Origin of the sequence: Psychrobacillus sp. NPDC058041, from assembly GCF_042885655.1 — a bacterium.
Lineage (GTDB): Bacteria > Bacillota > Bacilli > Bacillales_A > Planococcaceae > Psychrobacillus.
Genome location: NZ_JBHVRO010000005.1, coordinates 158,092 through 176,742, shown reverse-complemented (window position 1 = coordinate 176,742; position 18,651 = coordinate 158,092). Strand labels below are relative to the sequence as shown.

Here is an 18,651-nt window from a genome sequence, read left to right as displayed (position 1 = left end):
TCATGGAACTAGAAAAAAGAAAATTAATGGATAAAAAAGCACCGAACCGTTCGACAGGTATTGTTAACGGCCAAAGCTCGAATATATTAAACTGGGACGATGTACAATTTAGTTGGGCGTATCCAAAATATAAAAAAATGCTCGGGAACTTCTGGACACCATTTGAGATTAATATGAGTAATGATATTAAGCAGTTTTCACAGTTAAATGAAGCAGAGCGAGATGCATTTTTAAAAATAATCGGACTGCTTGCGCTTTTAGATAGTATACAGACGGACTTTGCTGGAAAAGTAGCTGACTTTTTAACTGATTCTAGCTTGAATGCACTTATGATCATTTTGGCACAGCAAGAAGTAATTCATAACCACTCTTATTCTTATGTGTTATCTAGTTTAGTATCAAAAGATGAGCAAAATCGTGTATTTGTTTTTTGGCGCACTGAGCCAGTTTTGCAAAAGCGAAATGACTTCGTACTGAAAGGCTACGAAGAGTTTGCGGAGCAACCTACTATAGACAGCATGCTGCGTTCGATTGTGTATGATGTTATTTTAGAAGGGTTATTTTTCTATTCAGGTTTTGCTTTTTTCTATCATCTTGCAAGACATCAAAAGATGGTAGGAACAAGTACAATGATTAACTATATAAATCGAGATGAGCAGCTTCATGTTGATTTATTCGTGAAGATTTATCAAGAATTGTTGGAGGAATATCCAGAATATAATACGCCTGAGCGAGGTAAAGAAGTAGAAGCAATTTTCCGAGAAGCTGCACAGCTTGAAGTCGATTGGGCACGTGAAGTTATTGGAGAGAAAATAGATGGTCTGGATGTTGAAGATGTCGAAGCATACATCTACTTTTACGCCAATGTGCGCTGCAACCAACTTGGCTATGATCGACCATTCCCAGAGTATCGCAAAAATCCATTGAAATGGATCAAAGCCTATGAAGAAGTAGATTTAGGAAAAACCGACTTCTTCGAGCAAAAGTCCCGCCAATACGTCAAAGTGAATGTACAAGATAACGGATTTGATGATCTATAAATAAAGAGAAAGTAAAGCGTTCAATTAGTCATTTTGGCTAATTGAACGCTTTTTTTTGTTAAATCCATTCCAAAATTTCAATTCGGTTGCCAAATGGATCGTGTACATAAATTCTATTTGCTCCTGGTAAATCAGTGTCTACCATGAAGTTAACTTCGTTTTGATTTAAATGCATTTTTAGTGCGTCTAGATTTTCAACTTCAAATGCAGGGTGCGCCTTTTTGGCAGGTGTGAATGGTTCTTCAATACCTATATGAATTTGATAAGTATTGAATTGAAACCATACGCCACCTTTTTTTCTTAACTTCTCTGGCTTTTCTATTTCTTGAAAACCTAGTATTTCACCAAAAAACTTTCTCGCTATTGTTTCTGAACCTTTAGGAGCTGCTAATTGAACATGGTCGATCGATTTAAAAATAAATGACATGATAAATTCCCCCTTGTTTCGTTCTAGTTTAAGCTTAACGTAAAGAGAGGTATTTGGAAATTTTATTGTAATTATGATTTGCTATTAAAAATACTTATAAACAATTTCAATCGGTCGAAAACTCATGATAATCGATTGAATAGTTAGCATAATCGGTCGTATTCCCCAAACATCGGTCGAATAATAGGTATAATCGGTCGAAAAAAGGTTTCCTCCATTACTAGGGAAACCTTTTACGCTTTGTAGACTATATTTTCAAATGGCATCCGAATCTTCTTGATAAAGCGGAAGCTATTCACATTTTCAACAATATTTTATTTACTGTGTTCTGATTTCGTGCAGTGGAACCCATTCCAAGCTTTTTCTCGAAAAAATTATTTGTAAACTTGGTCTTGTGATAGCTTTTCGATAGATTAATAATGATATTTTTACGATTCCACACAACAAATTCATCTTCGACTAATTCACCGAGTAATGCTTGTTGTTCATCCGAAATCTCATGCGCCAAAAACATAATATATACTTGATCTTTCAAGAAGATTGGATGCTTTTGGATCTCTTCCAACTCTTCTCTAGTGCGAACAATGACCGGTATTTCAAAACCATATTTTTTAAGAAGCGCAGTCTCAATCGCAGGCACATCATAAGCTGCATTATCAAAAATAACATTCCCCGTCTGAATATAAGTCTGCACATTTTCATAGCCCATTTCTTCAAAAAGCGCCTTCAATGACTTCATATCTACTTTATTTCTAGAGCCTAGATTAATTCCACGAAGTAAAGCAACAAATGACATCTTTATCACTCCTCAGTTAATATATCTAGTTCTATATTAACGAAGCCACAACGGGTTCGTACAGCTTAAAACTAATACGAATAAAAATAAAACTGCCATAACCGCGTCCACTTTTCCGATAGAAATCACCTGGAAATAACTACTTCTCCGCTCTCCGGTAAAACCCCTTGCCTCCATTGCAAAGGCCGCACGCTCTGCTTTTCTAACAGCACCGGCAAGCATAGGAATTAATACTCGACGAATGCCAAGTAGCCGCTGCAAGGCATTTTTATTGTTAGTTACTCCTCTTAAACGATGTGCTTGCTGAATATGAACAAATTCATCTTTTAATACAGGTAAAAACTGATAGCCAACCATCACACCATATGCGATTTTTGGTGATAGTTTTAATTGTTGCATTAAACTTAAAATGAATGTAACGGGATTTGTTGTCAATGCAAATAATAGAGACAAACTGGAAAATGCTAATACTCGAAAGCTTAAAGATAGTGCATACTCCAATTGAATCATAGTAATTTCTACAGATCCAAACGACCAAATAACCGATCCTAGGTGATCTTTCGCGAACACAATAGTTGTCCAAAAGTAACCGAATGCTGTAATAAAAAATGGAAGCATAAATAACAACCATTTCTTCCAATTAACCTGGCTACACAACAGCTGCAACAAAATTACACCAACCCAAAAAACAAGTGGCGTCCATGGATCAAAAAAGAAAGCCATTGTAAACATACAAACTGTAATCACTAAAAACTTTACCGAAGGATTCATCTTATGCAAAGCATTTTTCATGACGTAACACTCCTTTCGGGGAGAGTAAGTGGTGGTCATGCAGGAGTTGTTCATTGTCCCACACAACATCAGCTTCAAACTTTCCAGTTAAATACCCGTCTTTCAATAATAAAACCGAATCGGCTATACAATGTGTAAATTCCATGTCATGAGTAACTATTAAAAACGTCGTTCCTTCGCGAGCTCGCTCGTCAATTAATTGAAATAATTCAAATAAAGCTGCAGCATCCTGACCAGAAGTGGGTTCATCCATTAAAATAACTTCTCTCCCATCACAAAGCATAGCTGCAATTGCTACTCGACGCTTTTGGCCGTGACTTACCGCAAAAGGGTGTGCATCAGTTATAGGCAAGAGTTTTAGCCGTGTCATTATCTCATTGACATCACTTCCACCGCCATAAGCAACTTCATCCCGTACATTTTTGGTAAGAAATAAAAACTCTGGTGATTGCGGGACATATCCCAAAAACTCCGGCTGTACCGTTCCTTTAGAAGGTATTAACTGGCATAGTGCTCTCAATAAAGTAGTTTTTCCACTACCGTTTGGACCAGCAAGAACAGTAATTTCTCCACGATTTAACGTAAAAGTGGTTTCCTTTAGAAAAGGCTTTGCTATTATTTTATTTACAACAAGTGAAGTTTCAGTTTGCTTAGTGCTTTTCCTTTTAATTAGGGGAACAGCATTGTCGATTGGAACTAAAGGGATGCTTCTATCAAAGAAGTCCCCCCATAAATCCAATCTGTGTTCAATAGCAATCACCGTCATTCCCTGTTTTTTCTGCAACTGATCCAACCATTCGACATACTTTTTCGCGGTATAGGGATCTAAATGAGAGATCGGTTCATCAAGCAGCAAAACTTGAGGCTCCATAATTAGTGCACAGGCAGTAGCGATCCGTTGTTTTTGACCACCGGAAAGCTGTTGAATAACGGCATGTCGAAAATCGCTTAAGTCTGTTAAAGCTAGAACTTTGCAAATCTTTTTGTCCATTTCATCTCTCGGAACATGTAAATTTTCTAATGTAAAAGCAAGCTCTTCTTCTACTGTTTGCATACAAAACTGCGAATCAGGATCTTGGAAAACGGTCGCTACTCGGTGATTTATTTCCCCGGGAATGAATTTCGTATGATCCCGTCCAAACAAATTTATTGTACCAGTCAAAATACCATCACAATTATCAGGGTACAACCGATTACACAAAAATAGTAACGTTGTTTTTCCGCAACCACTTGGACCGGTAATAACTACACGTTCGCCACCCCGAACAGAAAAGGAAAAATCGCTCAATATCCATTTTTCCTCGTCTGGATAACGAAAACTCACTTTTTCAAACCGAATAATATCATGCACGAACATCACTTTTTTTCGAGCGTGAAATGGCATACCCACGAAGCGAACCAGTCGCAAGTAATCCGTCAGATAAAGCCTTACCTCCAACACCAGTAATTATTGCACCACTTAAAATGCGAATTCCTAGCATCAAAGCAATATAACTAGGAGTATATACCGTAAATCCACCTAACAGATAACCGTAAACGAAACTAAATACCGAAGACCCGACGCCAGCTAGCATCAGCACCCACAAATCAAATCGCTTGTAGCGTGTTGCTGCAAATACAGCTTCCGCACCTAAACCTTGAATAAGACCTGATAAAATTAATCTAGGGCCAACCGCATTACCTAACAAAACTTCAATCGCAGCTGCAATTGTCTCTGAAATGACCGCCGCACCAGGCTTGCGAATAATATACATACAAATAATCGAAACGATAAACCAAATACCAAAAATCCATTCATATGCAATCGGCCCGATAAACCCTGCCCAAATATTGCCGACATGAAGGAACAATAAATAGACAATCCCAAACACGACTGAAAATAATGACATTAGAACAATTTCTTTTAACTTCCACGATTTCAACATATTAAAGACCTCCGTGCGAGGGACTATTAATACTCATCGAAACGGTCATTACTAAATGTTTATGTTCTTCAGAACGTGCATGTGTAAATGTCTCTTCATAAAACGCAAACACATCGTGAATGTCCCCATGAATACCACTAGCATAGTGCATAGATTCATTGAAGACTCCATATTCTTTTGCCCGGTCTACTTCTCGGTAAATAACGTCCATATAGTTGGGGTTATTCATCGGATATAATGCGAATTGAGAAGAAACATATTGTCTTGTAGTATCTTTATTCGCCACCTGATCGTCCTTATCCAAATAGACATCTCCAGCAGTATCGCCTGGACAACCAGCAGAAAAACTGCCCGACAACGCAATATGCACGCCAGTTTTAGCAGCATGTAACGTAATCGCTTTTGCTACATTGAAAACATGCACCTGTTTCCCGCGAATCACGGTTGATACATCATCTGTATGCATCCAAACTTTCGAAGTGTCTGTTTCTTGAAGGGCTCCTTTAATAACTGAAATAAAATCATTGGTCATCGGATGCAGGGAAAAACGAAATCCGACAATTGGGCTTAAACCACATTGCATAATAAAACCTCCTAAAATTTTCATAAAAAAAGACTACATCCGTTGAAGATGCAGCCACTTATCCAATATGAAAAAACTCGGAAAGTCACCGCACTTCCTCACGCAGGTATTATCCTGATCGAGTAATAAGGGATCGGAGCTAAAAAGCTCTCATCACAGCCAAAGTGGGCACCCCTAGTGCAGAAAACGGTATGTAGTTTGCTAAACTGTTATAAAAACAATTTGATTTTTTATGTGCCCTCAGTATAACTTATGAAATTACCAATGTAAACTTAGTTGCAAAATTTTATACTTTCGTCCATGCTTAAACTATCAGAATAGTTGGAGGTAATAGGTTTGGATAAAGTTTTTATTACACGTAAATTACCAGATGAAGCAGTGGCTTCATTAAAAGAAAAATTTGAAGTTAAGATGTGGCATAGTGATGAAATTCAAATGACATCTGAAGAATTAAAAATTGAAGCGAAAGATGCGCATGCTATTTGGACAATGCTATCCGATAAAGTGGATCGTTCACTTATAGCAAGCCTACCAAACTTAAAAGTAATTAGTAATCTAGGGGTTGGATATAATAATATCGATGTAGAGGCAGCGAAAGAGAATGGAATTATTGTGACAAATACTCCAGGAGTTTTAACAGAAACTACTGCAGATTTAGCATTTTCTTTACTTCTAGCTACTGCTCGTCGAGTTATGGAGGCAGAACGTGATCTTCGTGCTGGCCATTGGAAGTCACGGTCACCAATGCAATATACAGGGATGGATGTATTTGGCGCAACCATTGGTATTATTGGAATGGGCCGCATCGGTGAAGCGGTGGCAAGAAGGGCAAAAGGATTTAATATGAACGTACTTTACCATAATCGAACACGAAAAATGGATGTTGAAAAAGAGTTCGGATTTACTTATGCAGAACTCGATACACTACTAGAGGAATCAGACTTTATCGTGCTGTTAACTCCACTAACTCCGGAAACGAAGGGACTAATTGGTGAACGCGAGTTAAGCCTAATGAAAGATACGGCAACCATTATTAACGTAGCTAGAGGAGGGGTCGTTGACGAACAAGCCCTATACGATGCCTTAGCGACGAACAAAATCTGGGCAGCTGGCTTAGATGTATTCGAAGTTGAACCTGTGCCACTAGATCATCCATTATTAACGTTACCAAACGTAACGGTCCTACCGCATATCGGGAGCGCAAGTATTCGTACAAGACTTGCGATGATGCAAATGAACGCCAAAGCTATTGAAGCTGTCTTGGAAGAAAAAGAACCAGAAAATAGAGTTGTATAATCTAGAGAAATTGCCCTAGTTGTCAAATAAAAGACAACATAGGGCTTTTTTAATGCACAAAATGAAAGAAAACCAATAGAAGGTTTTATATAAATGTCTTACTCAAAAAACGAGAAACTCAAGGCTATTTGTCTATTAAATGATTAATTGTTTCAAAATAGGGTATTGAATAAAGAAAAGGCCGTGAGTCTTTATAAAATAAGAAAAGGGGTAGAAGTTTAAATGAGAAAGATAGTGTTGTTTTTTTCGTTGTGCACGCTTTTAATGCTTTCCGCGTGTGGTAATGATTCAAGTAGTGAGAGTATAAAGGTTATCAAATTTGCCGATGCCGGATGGGATAGTATACGGGTACATAATAGTATTGCGCAGTTAATTGTGGAAAAAGGTTATGGTTATGATACAGAGGTTACAAGTGGAACAACTGCTGCAACTATGCAAGCGCTTGAACAAGGGGATATTAATGTCTATATGGAAATATGGTCGGATAATATTAAAGATGTTTACGATAAAGCGATTGATAGTGGGAAAGTTATTAAAGTAACTACAAACTTTGATGATAATTCACAAGGATTATATGTTCCAACTTACGTGATAAAAGGAGATCCAGAAAGAGGGATTAAAGCTGTAGCTCCAGATTTAAAAACGGTGGAAGATTTAGCGAAGTACCCAGAAATTTTTCAAGATCCTGAAGATAAAAGCAAAGGACGTATTGTTGGTGCACCATCTAGTTGGATTCTAAGTGAATACTTGGAAACGAAACTCAAAACATATGGACTGGATAAAAAATATAACTACTTAGCGCCAGGATCTGATTCTGCAATTGTTGCAGATTTAGCGGGTGCATACAAAAAAGGTAAGCCTTGGGTCGGGTATTATTGGTCCCCAACTTGGGTTACTGCGAGTTATGATTTAACACTGCTTGAGGACAATCCTTATGATAAAAAAGTGTGGGATGAAAATAAAGGAACGGAATTTCCTCCTAATGATGTCGTCATTGCTGTGAATAAAGATTTACCAACACAAGCAAAAGATGTTGTAGATTTCTTAAGTAAATATAAAACTAGCAGTGAGTTAACAGAGAGCGCTCTGAATTACATGAATGAAACTGGAGCTGAACCAGAAGAAGCCGCACATTGGTGGATGAAACAACATGAAGACGTTTGGACAGCTTGGGTGTCTGATGAAGTTGCTCAAAAAGTAAAAGCAGCTTTGAAATAATATATCATGTTACAAAAAATCTAACCGAGAAATGTGAGGTGTCAGAGGCTGTGTAATCTAACAGTCCGAGACTTATGAAAGAATTTCCTGATATACGTTTACCAATAGGAAGTGGTATGGAAAAATTTATTGATTTTTTAGCCGCAAACTTTGATGGTTTTTTTGATTTTATATTTGTTATTGCATCCACAATGATTAAGGGATTGGAAACTGGACTTCTTGCTATCCCTTGGTGGCTGCTTATTATTGTTATTTTCTCATTGGGATGGTACTTTACCACTTTATATGCTGGGCTACTTTTTGCTCTCTTTATGTTTCTAATAGGTACTTTTAATTTATGGCCACAAACGATGACCACTATATCGATTGTATTAATATCTGTAATTCTTTCTCTTGTCATAGGTATCCCGGCAGGAATTCTGACGGCGTTTAGCAAAACTATCTCAAAAATTATGCGCCCGATTTTAGATGCTATGCAGACGATGCCAAGCTTTGTGTACTTAATTCCTGTAATTTTCTTCTTTCCGTTAGGGAACGTTCCAGCAGTAATTGCAACGATTATTTACGCTTTGCCACCGGTTATTCGATTGACGGAGCTCGGAATACGTAATGTTGACCATGAGGTTATAGAATCTGCCCAATCGTTTGGTTCTTCTAGAAAACAAATGCTTATGAAAGTGGAGCTTCCACAAGCCTTGCCAACGATTATGGCAGGGGTAAACCAGACTACAATGATGGCGCTAGCGATGGCTGTTGTTGGATCGATGGTGGGGGCACAAGGACTTGGGGAACGAGTGCTATTTGCCATCAACCGAATTGATATTGCACTAGGTTTTGAAGCGGGAGTTAGTATTGTATTTTTAGCTATCATTATTGACCGAATTACAGGTGGAATTGCGAAGCGCATTCAGAAACAAGGGAGGGATATGGCATGACAGTAAAACTAAAAATTGAAAATGTATCCAAAATTTTTGGCCCTAGACCTAAAAAAGTGATTCCAATGATTCAAAGTGGTGTTTCTAAGGAAGAGATACTCGCTAAAACTAGCCATACCGTAGGAGTTTACGATGCATCTATGGAAATTATGGAAGGAGAAACCTTCGTTATTATGGGTTTATCAGGAAGTGGTAAATCTACCCTAATTCGTTGCTTAAATTTATTAAATCGCCCAACGTCAGGTGCTATCTACGTCGATGGAGAAAACGTCGTTGGTTATAATAAATCCCAACTAAAATATTATCGTCAGAAAAAAATTGCAATGGTATTCCAACACTTCGGATTGTTTAGTCACCGAACGGTACTAGAAAACATTGAATACGGGTTAGAAGTAAGAGGTATGGCCAAAGAGGAAAGACAAAAAATCGCACAAAAGCATTTAGAAATAGTAGGGTTGAAAGGATATGAAAATCAATATCCTGAAGAGCTTTCAGGAGGGATGCGGCAACGTGTTGGTATAGCAAGAGCACTTGCTAACGACCCGGATATACTATTAATGGATGAGCCTTTTAGTGCACTAGATCCGTTAATTCGAAGAGAAATGCAATTAGAGCTCCTAGATATCCAAAATAGGCTGCAAAAAACAATCATTTTTATTACACATGATGTGAATGAAGCTTTTAAAATTGGTGATCGTGTAGCAGTTATGAAAAATGGAAAAGTTGAGCAAATTGGCACACCTGAAGAGATTTTAGATAAACCAGCGAGTAAATACATTTCGGAATTCATTCGAGATATCGATCGTTCTAAGATATTGCAAGCTGAAAATATTATGATGAAACCCCATGGCTTAGTTTCACTAAAAGATGGACTGAATGTAGCTGCAAAAGTAATGCGTGAAAATGGGATATCCAGTGCGTTTGTAGCCGATCGAAAGCGTAAACTACAAGGAATTGTTACGATTGATCAAGCGATTGATGGGCTTAAACAGAAAAAGTCGTTATTAGAAGTGATGTCTACAGATGTGAAAACAATTCGACCGGACGAATATGTACAAGATATTATTCCTTATGTACTAGATTCTAAATATCCGCTTGTAGTTACAGATGAGGATTTAACTATTAAGGGAATTATTCTTCGTGTTCATGTATTAGCGAGCTTGATAAGTGATAATTTAGAAGAAAAAATAGCAGAAGATGGTATAGATTTAAAACTATAGAATAAATATTCAAATCAAAAAAATGCAAAAATTGCGAACTTCATTATATTTCCTTCTAGTGAAGAAGTAGTTAATAAAAAAAGTCCATTGACCTGTAAAATAATAAAAAACTAGTTATAGGAACTTATTTTGAGCGACTTTTTATTCATTAAATAAAAATAATATTAAAAATTAGTTTTATAAATAATACGAAAGTCCTTTTTAATTTAGGTGAACTTACCTTAAAAATTAATGGTTATATGATATAATTCTAGTATATTTCTCCATTAAAGGTAGTGATGAAAGTGCTGGATCATCCATTGCAGAATAATTTAATAGAATTACATGCTGAATATTCTTTCCCAGTTGTAATCCTTTCGATTATTCTTGCATGTATTACTTCTTATACTGCTTTATTGATGAATAATCGTGTTCAAAAAAATAGTTTTATTCATAGGAACTTTTGGTATGTATTTGCTTCTATTGCAATGGGATTTGGTATATGGACTATGCATTTTGTTGGTATGTTTGCTTTTTCCTTACCTGTCGCCGTATATTATCATCGTATATCTATTATTCTTTCAATTATACCGGCGATAGTCGCCTCTTTTATTGCTTTTTACTTAGCGAATCATCAAAAAAAGTCTATTTGGTATACATTTTCCTTTAGTGTAATAATCGGAATCGGAATTTCGACATGTCACTTTGTAAGTATGATAGGAATGAAAACAGACGCAATTCATACGAACAGTCATAGCTTAATCGTCTTATCTATATTGATTTCCATATTCATACCTTTTCTGGCTAGTATTTCTTTTTTTAAGTTAAGAAGTTATATAGAAGGTCGTCTACTTCATTTATTGATGGCAATTTCCTTAGGTGTGGCTATTTCTAGTACTCATTATACTTATATGGTCTCAACTAAATATTACCTTCCGAATAGTTATGCACCTCGCCCTGGTAATTCTCAACTATTTAATATGGATTTAATAGTAGTAATAGTAACAATTGGTATGACTCTTCTCCTGATTTTTCTTCTATTATCAAGCCTTATGGATAAATATATAGAATATCGAGCGAGTTATTATGATGCTCTAACTAAATTGCCTAATCGCCGTTTGTTTGAGAAAAAAATAAAAAAAACGGATTTCCCACAAAGTTTAGCTATTTGGCATTTACATGACTTAGAACTTGTAAATCGTGAGTTTGATTATCAATTTGGTGACAAAGTAATTCAACAATTGTCTTTTGGGTTGAAAACACTTGTGCCTCCCATGACAGAGCTTTATCGAATTGATGGCCATCGCTTCGCGTTTTTAACACACGATATAGATGGTGTAAATTATTTATCGACCGCGATGGAGAATGTAGCAAAATATTTGAGCAAACCTCTTATAATTGATAATTTTAAAATTAATATACAAGCAGTTTGTGCTATATCGAGAGCAAACAATTCGGAAGAATCTCTGGATATATTCACAAAAGCACAAGCTGTGCTAAATTATTCATCTATCGAATACAATTATGAAATTATCCACTATGATTCGACTATACATACGTATGCGTTTGGGCTTGAGGTCGTTGAGGATATAGGACAAGCGATGGAGAAAGAAGAGCTTTTTCTTGTATATCAACCAAAGGTAAATGTAATCACCAATAAAGTTATTGGAGTTGAAACATTGCTGCGGTGGGATCATCCTGCATACGGATTTCTTTCGCCAGGGGTATTTATTCCTATTTTAGAAGAAAATAATCGTATGATTGAAGTTACAAATTGGATTATTGAAAAAGTTTGTCGCCAAATGTCCATATGGAGAAAAGAAGGGATTTCATTTCAACAAGTGGCTATCAATATTCCAGGTCAATATGTTACATCCAATCTTTTGTTAGATGTTTTAAAGTCTAAATTGAATAAATATAAACTAGAACCTAGTTTGTTGGAACTAGAAATTACAGAAACGAGCTTTGTTAAAAATATCGAGGAAGCAATGAGAGCAGTTAATACTTTCCGTCAAGAGGGCTTTTCGGTGGCACTAGATGATTTCGGAACGGGAGTATCTTCGTTATCATATTTAAAAAAAATGCCCATTTCTACATTGAAAATAGACAAGTCTTTTATAGATGATGTTCCACAATCTGAAAAGGATTCGTCTATTATTCAAGCTATTATAGCGTTAGGGGAATCTCTGGATTTAGCTATTGTATTTGAAGGAGTCGAAACGAAGAGACAAGTTGACTTTTTAGCAACTACTTGTGAAAATCCAATTATTCAAGGATACTATTTTGCCAAGCCAATGAAAGCAGATGAACTCTTTGAGTGGAATAAAGCATTTGAACATGCTTAAGAAATCCGTTTTAGTGCACATAAAATCGCCCCTCCATTGTGGAGAGGCGATTTTTTAAACAGGCAAGCAACAGGTTGATTTCCTCTGCAAATGGTTTGAGTAATTAAAGACAAGTTCTTGTCTTATGCTCATATAAGCATCCGAAGATACAATTTCGGATACTACGCAATTCTTTATTATTGCGCATATGGCTCGGAATATTGCGAGTAGCTCATCCGACATTGCGAGTATGACACTTAAAGTTGCGAGTAACGGACAAAATGTTGCGTGTAACTTATAGATTGCGCAAATGAATCGTAATATTGCGAATATGACACTTAAAGTTGCGAGTAATGGACATAATGTTGCGCGTAACACTTTATTGATGGTTACAATCTATTTTCTGTAACCCCACTGACTCTTGAATTTTTCACGTGAGCAGTCAGATTTACTGCTGCTTAAATTTCTGTTCGTGTTCAAGAAGCCATTCTTTTCTCCATAAACCTCCTGCATAACCAGTTAATTTACCATTTGAACCTATGATACGATGACAAGGAATCACGATGCTTAGCTTATTTTTGCCGTTTGCACTTCCTACTGCGCGAATTGCTTTTTCATTTTCTATTGCAATGGCAATATCCTTATATGACCCAGTTTCCGCATAAGAAATTGTTGTCAATGCATTCCAAACGCTTTTCTGAAAATCTGTTCCGTCATAAATATAGGGAAATGAAAAGTCTTGAAGTAAACCTTGAAAATATTCATCCATTTGAGCATAGCAAGTCTGAAGTACTGGAGGAGTTTCCTTAGTCAACTGATGAACAACTACATCTTGTTCTGCAAACATAATCGAGCTGATAGCTTCCTCTGTCCCGATAATTTCTAACACACCAATTGGCGTTTGATAATCTACTTGAAAAAGTTTACTCATATAACAACCTCCAGTTTACGATAGTTACTCGGGGTACAATTTTTAGTATCGAAAAATACTTTATAAAAATTGGATGCACTTTGAAATCCAACTTCGTAGCAAATCTCTAAATTTGTCATATCTGTATTTTTTAATAAATGAGCTGCTTTATCAACTCTAATTTTTTCTAAATACATACGTGGTGTTTTAGAAGTTTCTTGTTTAAAAAGTCTCTCCAAATAATAAGGACTGACACCGACATGATTTGCGATATCTACTAATGTAAGCTTTTCATTAGAATGGTTAATTAAAAAGGTAATGACGTTTTGAACTAGTTCCGTATTTGGGGAATGCTCCACATCAGGTTTGCATCTTTTACAGGCTCGAAATCCCGCTTTTTCAACTTCCTCTCTATCAAGGAAAAACTCTACATTTTGTTTTTTTGGTTTTCTAGAACGACAAGAAGGACGGCAATAGATTCTCGTTGTTTTGACAGCAGTGTAAAATAATCCATCGTACGTCCGATCGCAAGCGATAATTTTCTCCCACTTTTCTTCAAATGTAAGATTGATGGTAGAATGCATACCTTTTTCCGTCCTCTCTAGTTTTAATCTTCGTATAAATGGGTTGTATCCTTTAAAGCGAGTAGCTGAGCTGCATTATTCTCCATAACTGCAATGATTTTGTCGGATAGTGCATTTCCAAAACTAAATCGTCGAACCCCTAATGTTTTAAGCTTATTACAATTTGTTAATCCAGGTAAAGATAAAACGTTCAATGGTGCTTTAACTTGAGTTGCTATGCCATGAATATCTGAATCTAAAATAACACCAGGAACGAAAAAACCGCTAGCTCCACTCTCTACATATGCCTTGCCACGCTCAATAGTTTCCAAAAGAGGATTATCTTTTTGAAAATATGTATCCGTTCTGGCATTTATAAAGAAATCCTTATAACCGTGTTGATTTAAAGCGGTTCTTATTTCTAGTAATAACCTTGCATGCTGAGAGATATCTCTTAAGCCTCTTTGTTTTTTTAAGGAATCCTCTATATTAATCCCCGCAACTCCAATATCAGCCGTCCTTAAAACGTTCTTCACAATTGTATCGGTGTCTTCTCCGTAACCTGCTTCAATATCTGCAGATACAGGGATAGACACATGCTCAGTAATTATTTTAATAATTCGTAAATGCTGATCAAAATCGATGAGTTCACCGTCTTTTAAACCAAGGGAATTAGCAATTCCCCAACTAGTCGTACCTATTGCTTGAAAACCTGCTTTTTCTAAAGTCAAAGCAGAAAGTAAATCCCATGCATTACCTAAAAATAATAGATCAGAAGAATGATGTTGCTGATTGAATTGCTGAATTTTGTTCATTTGAATGCCTCCTACATATTGTCGTACTTCATTTTAACAATAGGTAAAGACTATATTCGTCCTCTTTCTTGCACTTATGGTCTGTGTGAATCCAAAAATTGATCTACTTACAAAATAAAAAAACGATGTTATGAAAACACATTAAGTGATTTCATAACATCGTTTTTTCTAAATCTTACTATATAAAAAGAACCAAAAACAAAGTGAATTCGGTTCTTTTTATGCATAAAGGAAGTAAATTATTCTACGATTAATTTACCAGCCATTTTATCATGACCTACACCACAAAGAAGAGAGCAGTAATAGTCAAATTCTCCAGCTTTATCTACTACGAATTCAGCTGTTTCTCCACCTTTGATATCTACATTATATTCATCAATACCAATACCATGGGCACCAGCGTCATTTACAAGTGTAATTTTTACAGTGTCGCCAACATGAGCTTTAATTTCTTTGACATCAAATTCAAAGTTTTTTGCATTTACAGTAGCTTCTACTACATTACCAGTAGGTTTTACAGTAGCTTCTTCTGAAGTTGTTTTGTCAGTTGTAGTACCTTCAGTTGCTTTTTCTTCGCTAGATTTATCTGATCCGCAAGCAGCAAGAGCGAATACTAGTAGGGATAAGATTACTAGACTAAAAAGTTTGTTTTTCATTATGTTATACCTCCATTTTTTTATGAAATACTATATAACTATAGATATTAATTTTAATAAATTCAACTAAAATGTTTTTCGTTATAATATTTAATAAGAAATATTTTAATGAAAAAACTTTTAACTATCAAAATTTGTTCACAAGTGATAATATAACTTACTGAAATAATAAAAATAATAGGAGGTTATTTGAATTGAACAAAAAATTAAAATACGGTTCAGCGCTATTAGCTGCTACCCTTATGCTTGCTGCATGTTCTGATGATAATTCGTCAAAAACAGATAAAGAAAAGAACAACGACAAAAAATCAGAAGATGTTAGCTATAAGAATTTCTCGAACTTTGGATACGACCTTCAACTTACAAGACATGTACCTTTCGAGGGAATCACAAAAGATAATGTGAAAGATTTAGGTATTATTTGGAGTAAAGATTTTAAAGAAATTAATAAAGATATTCCAAATGGTAATCAAAGCTTTCCAATCGTTGTGGACGGTGTAGCATATGTATCTACTAGTTCTAACTATGTATATGCTTTTGATGCTTTAACAGGAGATGTCATTTGGGAATGGACTCCTCCAGCAGAAGTATTAGAAACAATAAAACGCACAGGTATGCCATCATCTAACCGTGGTGTTGCGGTTGCAGAAGGTAAAGTATTTATGATTACTGCGGATGTTGGCTTAGTTTCAATTGACCAAAAAACTGGAAAAACGGTTGATTTCATTCATGCTAGTGATTTCTTCCCTGACCTAACATCTGATAATGGTTACTATGAAACTACAGCGCCTGTTTATTTTGACGGAAAAATCTTTGTCGGTAGCTCAGGTGGAGATAACGGGGTACGTGGATTCGAAATGGCTTTCAAATCTAGCGATCTAACACCAGCTTGGGATGAACCTTTCTGGACAGTACCTCCAAAAGGAGAAGAGTGGTTATCTGATGGTTTATTTGGCGGAGGCGGAGCAGTTTGGATGCCACCAAGTGTTGATCCAGATACTGGCTTAATGTACATTTCTGCTGGTAACCCAGCTCCCGACTTTTATGGTGCGAAACGTCCGGGTGTGAACCCTCATACAAACTCTGTTATCGCTTTAGAAACAGGTACTGGTAAAATGGTTTGGGCACAACAACAACAATCTCATGACCTTTGGGATTATGATACTGCTGATAGCCCATCTATCTTTAATGCAAAAGTAGATGGAAAAGAACGCAAACTTGTTGCTGTAGGAACAAAGGGTTCTGAATGGTTTGCTTATGATGCAGCTACTGGTGATCCTGTATACAATAATGTAGCTTTCGGTAAAATTGATCATCCAGATCCAACAGAAGAAGGAGTTCTAGTTTATCCAGGAGTTTTAGGTGGACAAAACTATGCGCCAGATACATTTGACCCTGAGTTGAACTTAGATTTAATACCAGCTATTGAAGAACCAAGTATTCTTAAAACAGCTAAGAACGAAGAAGAAGCGGTAACTAATGATACTTCTCCATACTTTGGTGCATGGGCATTTGGTACTTCTTCTGCAGCAGCAGATCCTAGCATAAAAGGATATGGTACGATTACTGCTATTGACGTGAATACAGGTAAAATAGCATATCAAGTTAAAACCGATCAACCAATGCGTGGCGGTTTGACAAGTACAAAAGCAGGTCTTACTTTTTACGGTGAATTGAGCGGTAAAGTAAATGCAATCGACACTAAAACAGGTGAAAATGTTTGGTCATTCCAAACAGCTGGTAATACAATTTCAGCGGCTCCTTCAATTTTTGAAGTTGATGGTAAATCATACGTGATGATTACATCTGCTGGATCAAAACCTCAAATTTTTGTATTTGCTCTAGGTGGAGATAAAACGCAAGCTGAAGCTGGTAAATCAGATTCAACTAATCCACACACAGGTAAATAATATAATATTACTGTGTAAGTGAAATAAAAAAGGGCAGTAGGAAAATTCCTCTGCCCTTTTTACAATAAGGAGTTTATGTATGAAGAAGATATATTTGTTGTTTCTTTCTGTCATGTTAGTCACCATAATTTCTGCATGTAGTAAGGAAGCTGGTGAAGCCACATTACAACTAAGTGATAAACAATTGACGGTACTTTCGTGGAATACAGATCACTCGCATTATAAGGAAGTAAATGGGAAACTGTTAGTTGGAGAGACACCGGTAGTAGGTGCAGTTGTTCAAGTGGCCAACAAACGAACATTAGATACAGATAAAAATGGAGAATTTACATTCAATGTAGACAGAAGTAAGTTAGATCTAAAAAGTATTAAAGTTGTATCTGTTGATAAAGCTACTATAAATGATAAATCAATTGGAGAGAAAACTGCGAAGAATTTATTAGCATTAAAAGAAGAGTTAAGTGTAAACTTCCCGATAACAATTGATAAAGTAGTCGCTTCTAAAGAAAATCCGGAAAACGTAGAAGTACATGCACATGCAGAGATGGCGGAAGGTCAACAATATCCGTCATTTGGACCGGCAAAATATCGTGTTAGTGGTACTATTAAAGATGCTAATGGTAATCCTGTAGAAGGTGCAACTATTAACTTGAGAAGAGATGGAGTAGAAGGTTTCTCTATGTCCAACCCAAGTGATGCAAATGGAGTGTACTACTTAGATTACGTTCCAGAAGATGATGAAAATCATTACTTTTATGTGCATTACAACGACGTAAAATATACATTGCCGGAATATAAAGTATTCTTGTTTCCGGAAGATTTAAGTGTAAATGTAGATGTTACCCTACCGGCAGAAGGAACAATCATTAATGATGCTCCTCCTACCTTGGTTACAACAACAGCCCCAGGTGCTGTATATAAAGGAACTTTAATCGGTGTCAATGTACCTGAAGGAGTAAAGTATTCTGTTTCTATTCCTAAAAAAGACGGAACCTTTGTTGTGACTTTACCAAAAGCTGAATGGGAGAAATCACCGACATTCTTCCAAACAGAATTTAATAAGTTTATGTTAGAAAAACTAGTTACTGGAGATACACTTTCATCTGATTTGATCAAGATTAATGCAGATGAACCAAACAATATAGTACCAAATGACATGAAATAGTAAGAAGAGAACTAGGCTAAGAAACCATTTCCATCGGGTTTCTTAGCCTAGTTTTTATTAAAAGATAAGAAAGTAAAAAAATTCAGTATGACATGAA

Annotated in this window: 18 protein-coding genes and 1 riboswitch; of the genes, 8 read left to right on the top strand and 10 right to left on the bottom strand. The window is 36.2% G+C overall.

Going from position 1 to position 18,651, the window contains the following annotated elements; all coding sequences use genetic code 11:
- Window positions 1-2: 2 nt before the first annotated feature.
- Window positions 3-1,040, top strand: coding sequence for a ribonucleotide-diphosphate reductase subunit beta (locus ACFVR1_RS10055; protein ID WP_387583673.1), 1,038 nt, complete (start codon window positions 3-5; stop codon window positions 1,038-1,040).
- Window positions 1,041-1,098: 58 nt separating this feature from the next.
- On the opposite strand, the gene ACFVR1_RS10050 is transcribed toward ACFVR1_RS10055, so the two are convergent.
- The 6 genes from ACFVR1_RS10050 to ACFVR1_RS10025 all read right to left on the bottom strand — a co-directional run bounded on the left by ACFVR1_RS10050 (window position 1,099) and on the right by ACFVR1_RS10025 (window position 5,563).
- On the bottom strand, window positions 1,099-1,467 hold the full coding sequence (locus tag ACFVR1_RS10050; RefSeq protein ID WP_387583670.1) for a VOC family protein: 369 nt from the start codon (window positions 1,465-1,467) through the stop codon (window positions 1,099-1,101).
- A 295-nt stretch (window positions 1,468-1,762) separates the two neighbouring features.
- Window positions 1,763-2,263 carry a DUF1697 domain-containing protein gene (locus tag ACFVR1_RS10045; RefSeq protein WP_387583667.1) on the bottom strand — a complete coding sequence of 167 codons (501 nt, stop codon included), beginning with the start codon at window positions 2,261-2,263 and terminating at the stop codon, window positions 1,763-1,765.
- Between the two features lie 36 nt (window positions 2,264-2,299).
- Window positions 2,300-3,055, bottom strand: coding sequence for an energy-coupling factor transporter transmembrane component T family protein (locus tag ACFVR1_RS10040; RefSeq protein WP_387583664.1), 756 nt, complete (start codon window positions 3,053-3,055; stop codon window positions 2,300-2,302).
- Window positions 3,036-4,439 (bottom strand): ABC transporter ATP-binding protein, encoded by a 1,404-nt coding sequence (locus tag ACFVR1_RS10035; RefSeq protein WP_387583661.1) that lies wholly within the window; start codon window positions 4,437-4,439, stop codon window positions 3,036-3,038. Before ACFVR1_RS10035 ends, ACFVR1_RS10040 begins: the two co-directional genes overlap by 20 nt.
- Complete coding sequence (locus ACFVR1_RS10030) at window positions 4,399-4,977, bottom strand: ECF transporter S component (RefSeq protein ID WP_387583919.1); 579 nt, start codon at window positions 4,975-4,977, stop codon at window positions 4,399-4,401. Before ACFVR1_RS10030 ends, ACFVR1_RS10035 begins: the two co-directional genes overlap by 41 nt.
- Before the next feature lie 4 nt (window positions 4,978-4,981).
- Window positions 4,982-5,563 (bottom strand): YkoF family thiamine/hydroxymethylpyrimidine-binding protein, encoded by a 582-nt coding sequence (locus ACFVR1_RS10025; protein WP_387583658.1) that lies wholly within the window; start codon window positions 5,561-5,563, stop codon window positions 4,982-4,984.
- Between the two features lie 78 nt (window positions 5,564-5,641).
- Window positions 5,642-5,749, bottom strand: a riboswitch (TPP riboswitch).
- Window positions 5,750-5,899: 150 nt separating this feature from the next.
- Between ACFVR1_RS10025 and ACFVR1_RS10020 the strand changes: the two genes are divergently transcribed.
- The 5 genes from ACFVR1_RS10020 (at window position 5,900) to ACFVR1_RS10000 (ending at window position 12,556) form a co-directional block, all read left to right on the top strand.
- On the top strand, window positions 5,900-6,859 hold the full coding sequence (locus tag ACFVR1_RS10020) for a 2-hydroxyacid dehydrogenase (protein ID WP_387583656.1): 960 nt from the start codon (window positions 5,900-5,902) through the stop codon (window positions 6,857-6,859).
- 222 nt (window positions 6,860-7,081) lie between these two features.
- Window positions 7,082-8,077 carry an ABC transporter substrate-binding protein gene (locus tag ACFVR1_RS10015; protein WP_387583654.1) on the top strand — a complete coding sequence of 332 codons (996 nt, stop codon included), beginning with the start codon at window positions 7,082-7,084 and terminating at the stop codon, window positions 8,075-8,077.
- 116 nt (window positions 8,078-8,193) lie between these two features.
- Window positions 8,194-9,012, top strand: a complete 819-nt coding sequence (locus ACFVR1_RS10010; protein WP_387583651.1) for an ABC transporter permease — start codon at window positions 8,194-8,196, stop codon at window positions 9,010-9,012.
- Complete coding sequence (locus ACFVR1_RS10005; RefSeq protein ID WP_387583648.1) at window positions 9,009-10,232, top strand: quaternary amine ABC transporter ATP-binding protein; 1,224 nt, start codon at window positions 9,009-9,011, stop codon at window positions 10,230-10,232. The genes ACFVR1_RS10010 and ACFVR1_RS10005 overlap by 4 nt, the downstream gene beginning before the upstream one ends.
- A 284-nt stretch (window positions 10,233-10,516) precedes the next feature.
- Window positions 10,517-12,556 (top strand): bifunctional diguanylate cyclase/phosphodiesterase, encoded by a 2,040-nt coding sequence (locus ACFVR1_RS10000; RefSeq protein ID WP_387583645.1) that lies wholly within the window; start codon window positions 10,517-10,519, stop codon window positions 12,554-12,556.
- Window positions 12,557-12,983: 427 nt separating this feature from the next.
- On the opposite strand, the gene ACFVR1_RS09995 is transcribed toward ACFVR1_RS10000, so the two are convergent.
- The 4 genes from ACFVR1_RS09995 to ACFVR1_RS09980 form a co-directional block, all read right to left on the bottom strand.
- The gene (locus ACFVR1_RS09995; protein ID WP_387583643.1) at window positions 12,984-13,466 is read right to left on the bottom strand and encodes a methylated-DNA--[protein]-cysteine S-methyltransferase; all 483 of its coding nucleotides are present in this window, start codon (window positions 13,464-13,466) and stop codon (window positions 12,984-12,986) included.
- Window positions 13,463-14,029 carry a bifunctional transcriptional activator/DNA repair enzyme AdaA gene (locus ACFVR1_RS09990; RefSeq protein WP_387583641.1) on the bottom strand — a complete coding sequence of 189 codons (567 nt, stop codon included), beginning with the start codon at window positions 14,027-14,029 and terminating at the stop codon, window positions 13,463-13,465. The genes ACFVR1_RS09995 and ACFVR1_RS09990 overlap by 4 nt, the downstream gene beginning before the upstream one ends.
- Before the next feature lie 23 nt (window positions 14,030-14,052).
- Window positions 14,053-14,823, bottom strand: coding sequence for an isocitrate lyase/PEP mutase family protein (locus tag ACFVR1_RS09985; RefSeq protein ID WP_387583638.1), 771 nt, complete (start codon window positions 14,821-14,823; stop codon window positions 14,053-14,055).
- A gap of 239 nt (window positions 14,824-15,062) precedes the next feature.
- Complete coding sequence (locus ACFVR1_RS09980) at window positions 15,063-15,479, bottom strand: cupredoxin domain-containing protein (protein ID WP_387583635.1); 417 nt, start codon at window positions 15,477-15,479, stop codon at window positions 15,063-15,065.
- Window positions 15,480-15,673: 194 nt separating this feature from the next.
- Between ACFVR1_RS09980 and ACFVR1_RS09975 the strand changes: the two genes are divergently transcribed.
- Together ACFVR1_RS09975 and ACFVR1_RS09970 are read left to right on the top strand one after the other, a co-directional pair.
- On the top strand, window positions 15,674-17,389 hold the full coding sequence (locus ACFVR1_RS09975) for a pyrroloquinoline quinone-dependent dehydrogenase (RefSeq protein ID WP_387583632.1): 1,716 nt from the start codon (window positions 15,674-15,676) through the stop codon (window positions 17,387-17,389).
- Between the two features lie 79 nt (window positions 17,390-17,468).
- Window positions 17,469-18,554, top strand: coding sequence for a carboxypeptidase-like regulatory domain-containing protein (locus ACFVR1_RS09970; protein ID WP_387583630.1), 1,086 nt, complete (start codon window positions 17,469-17,471; stop codon window positions 18,552-18,554).
- Window positions 18,555-18,651: the final 97 nt, after the last annotated feature.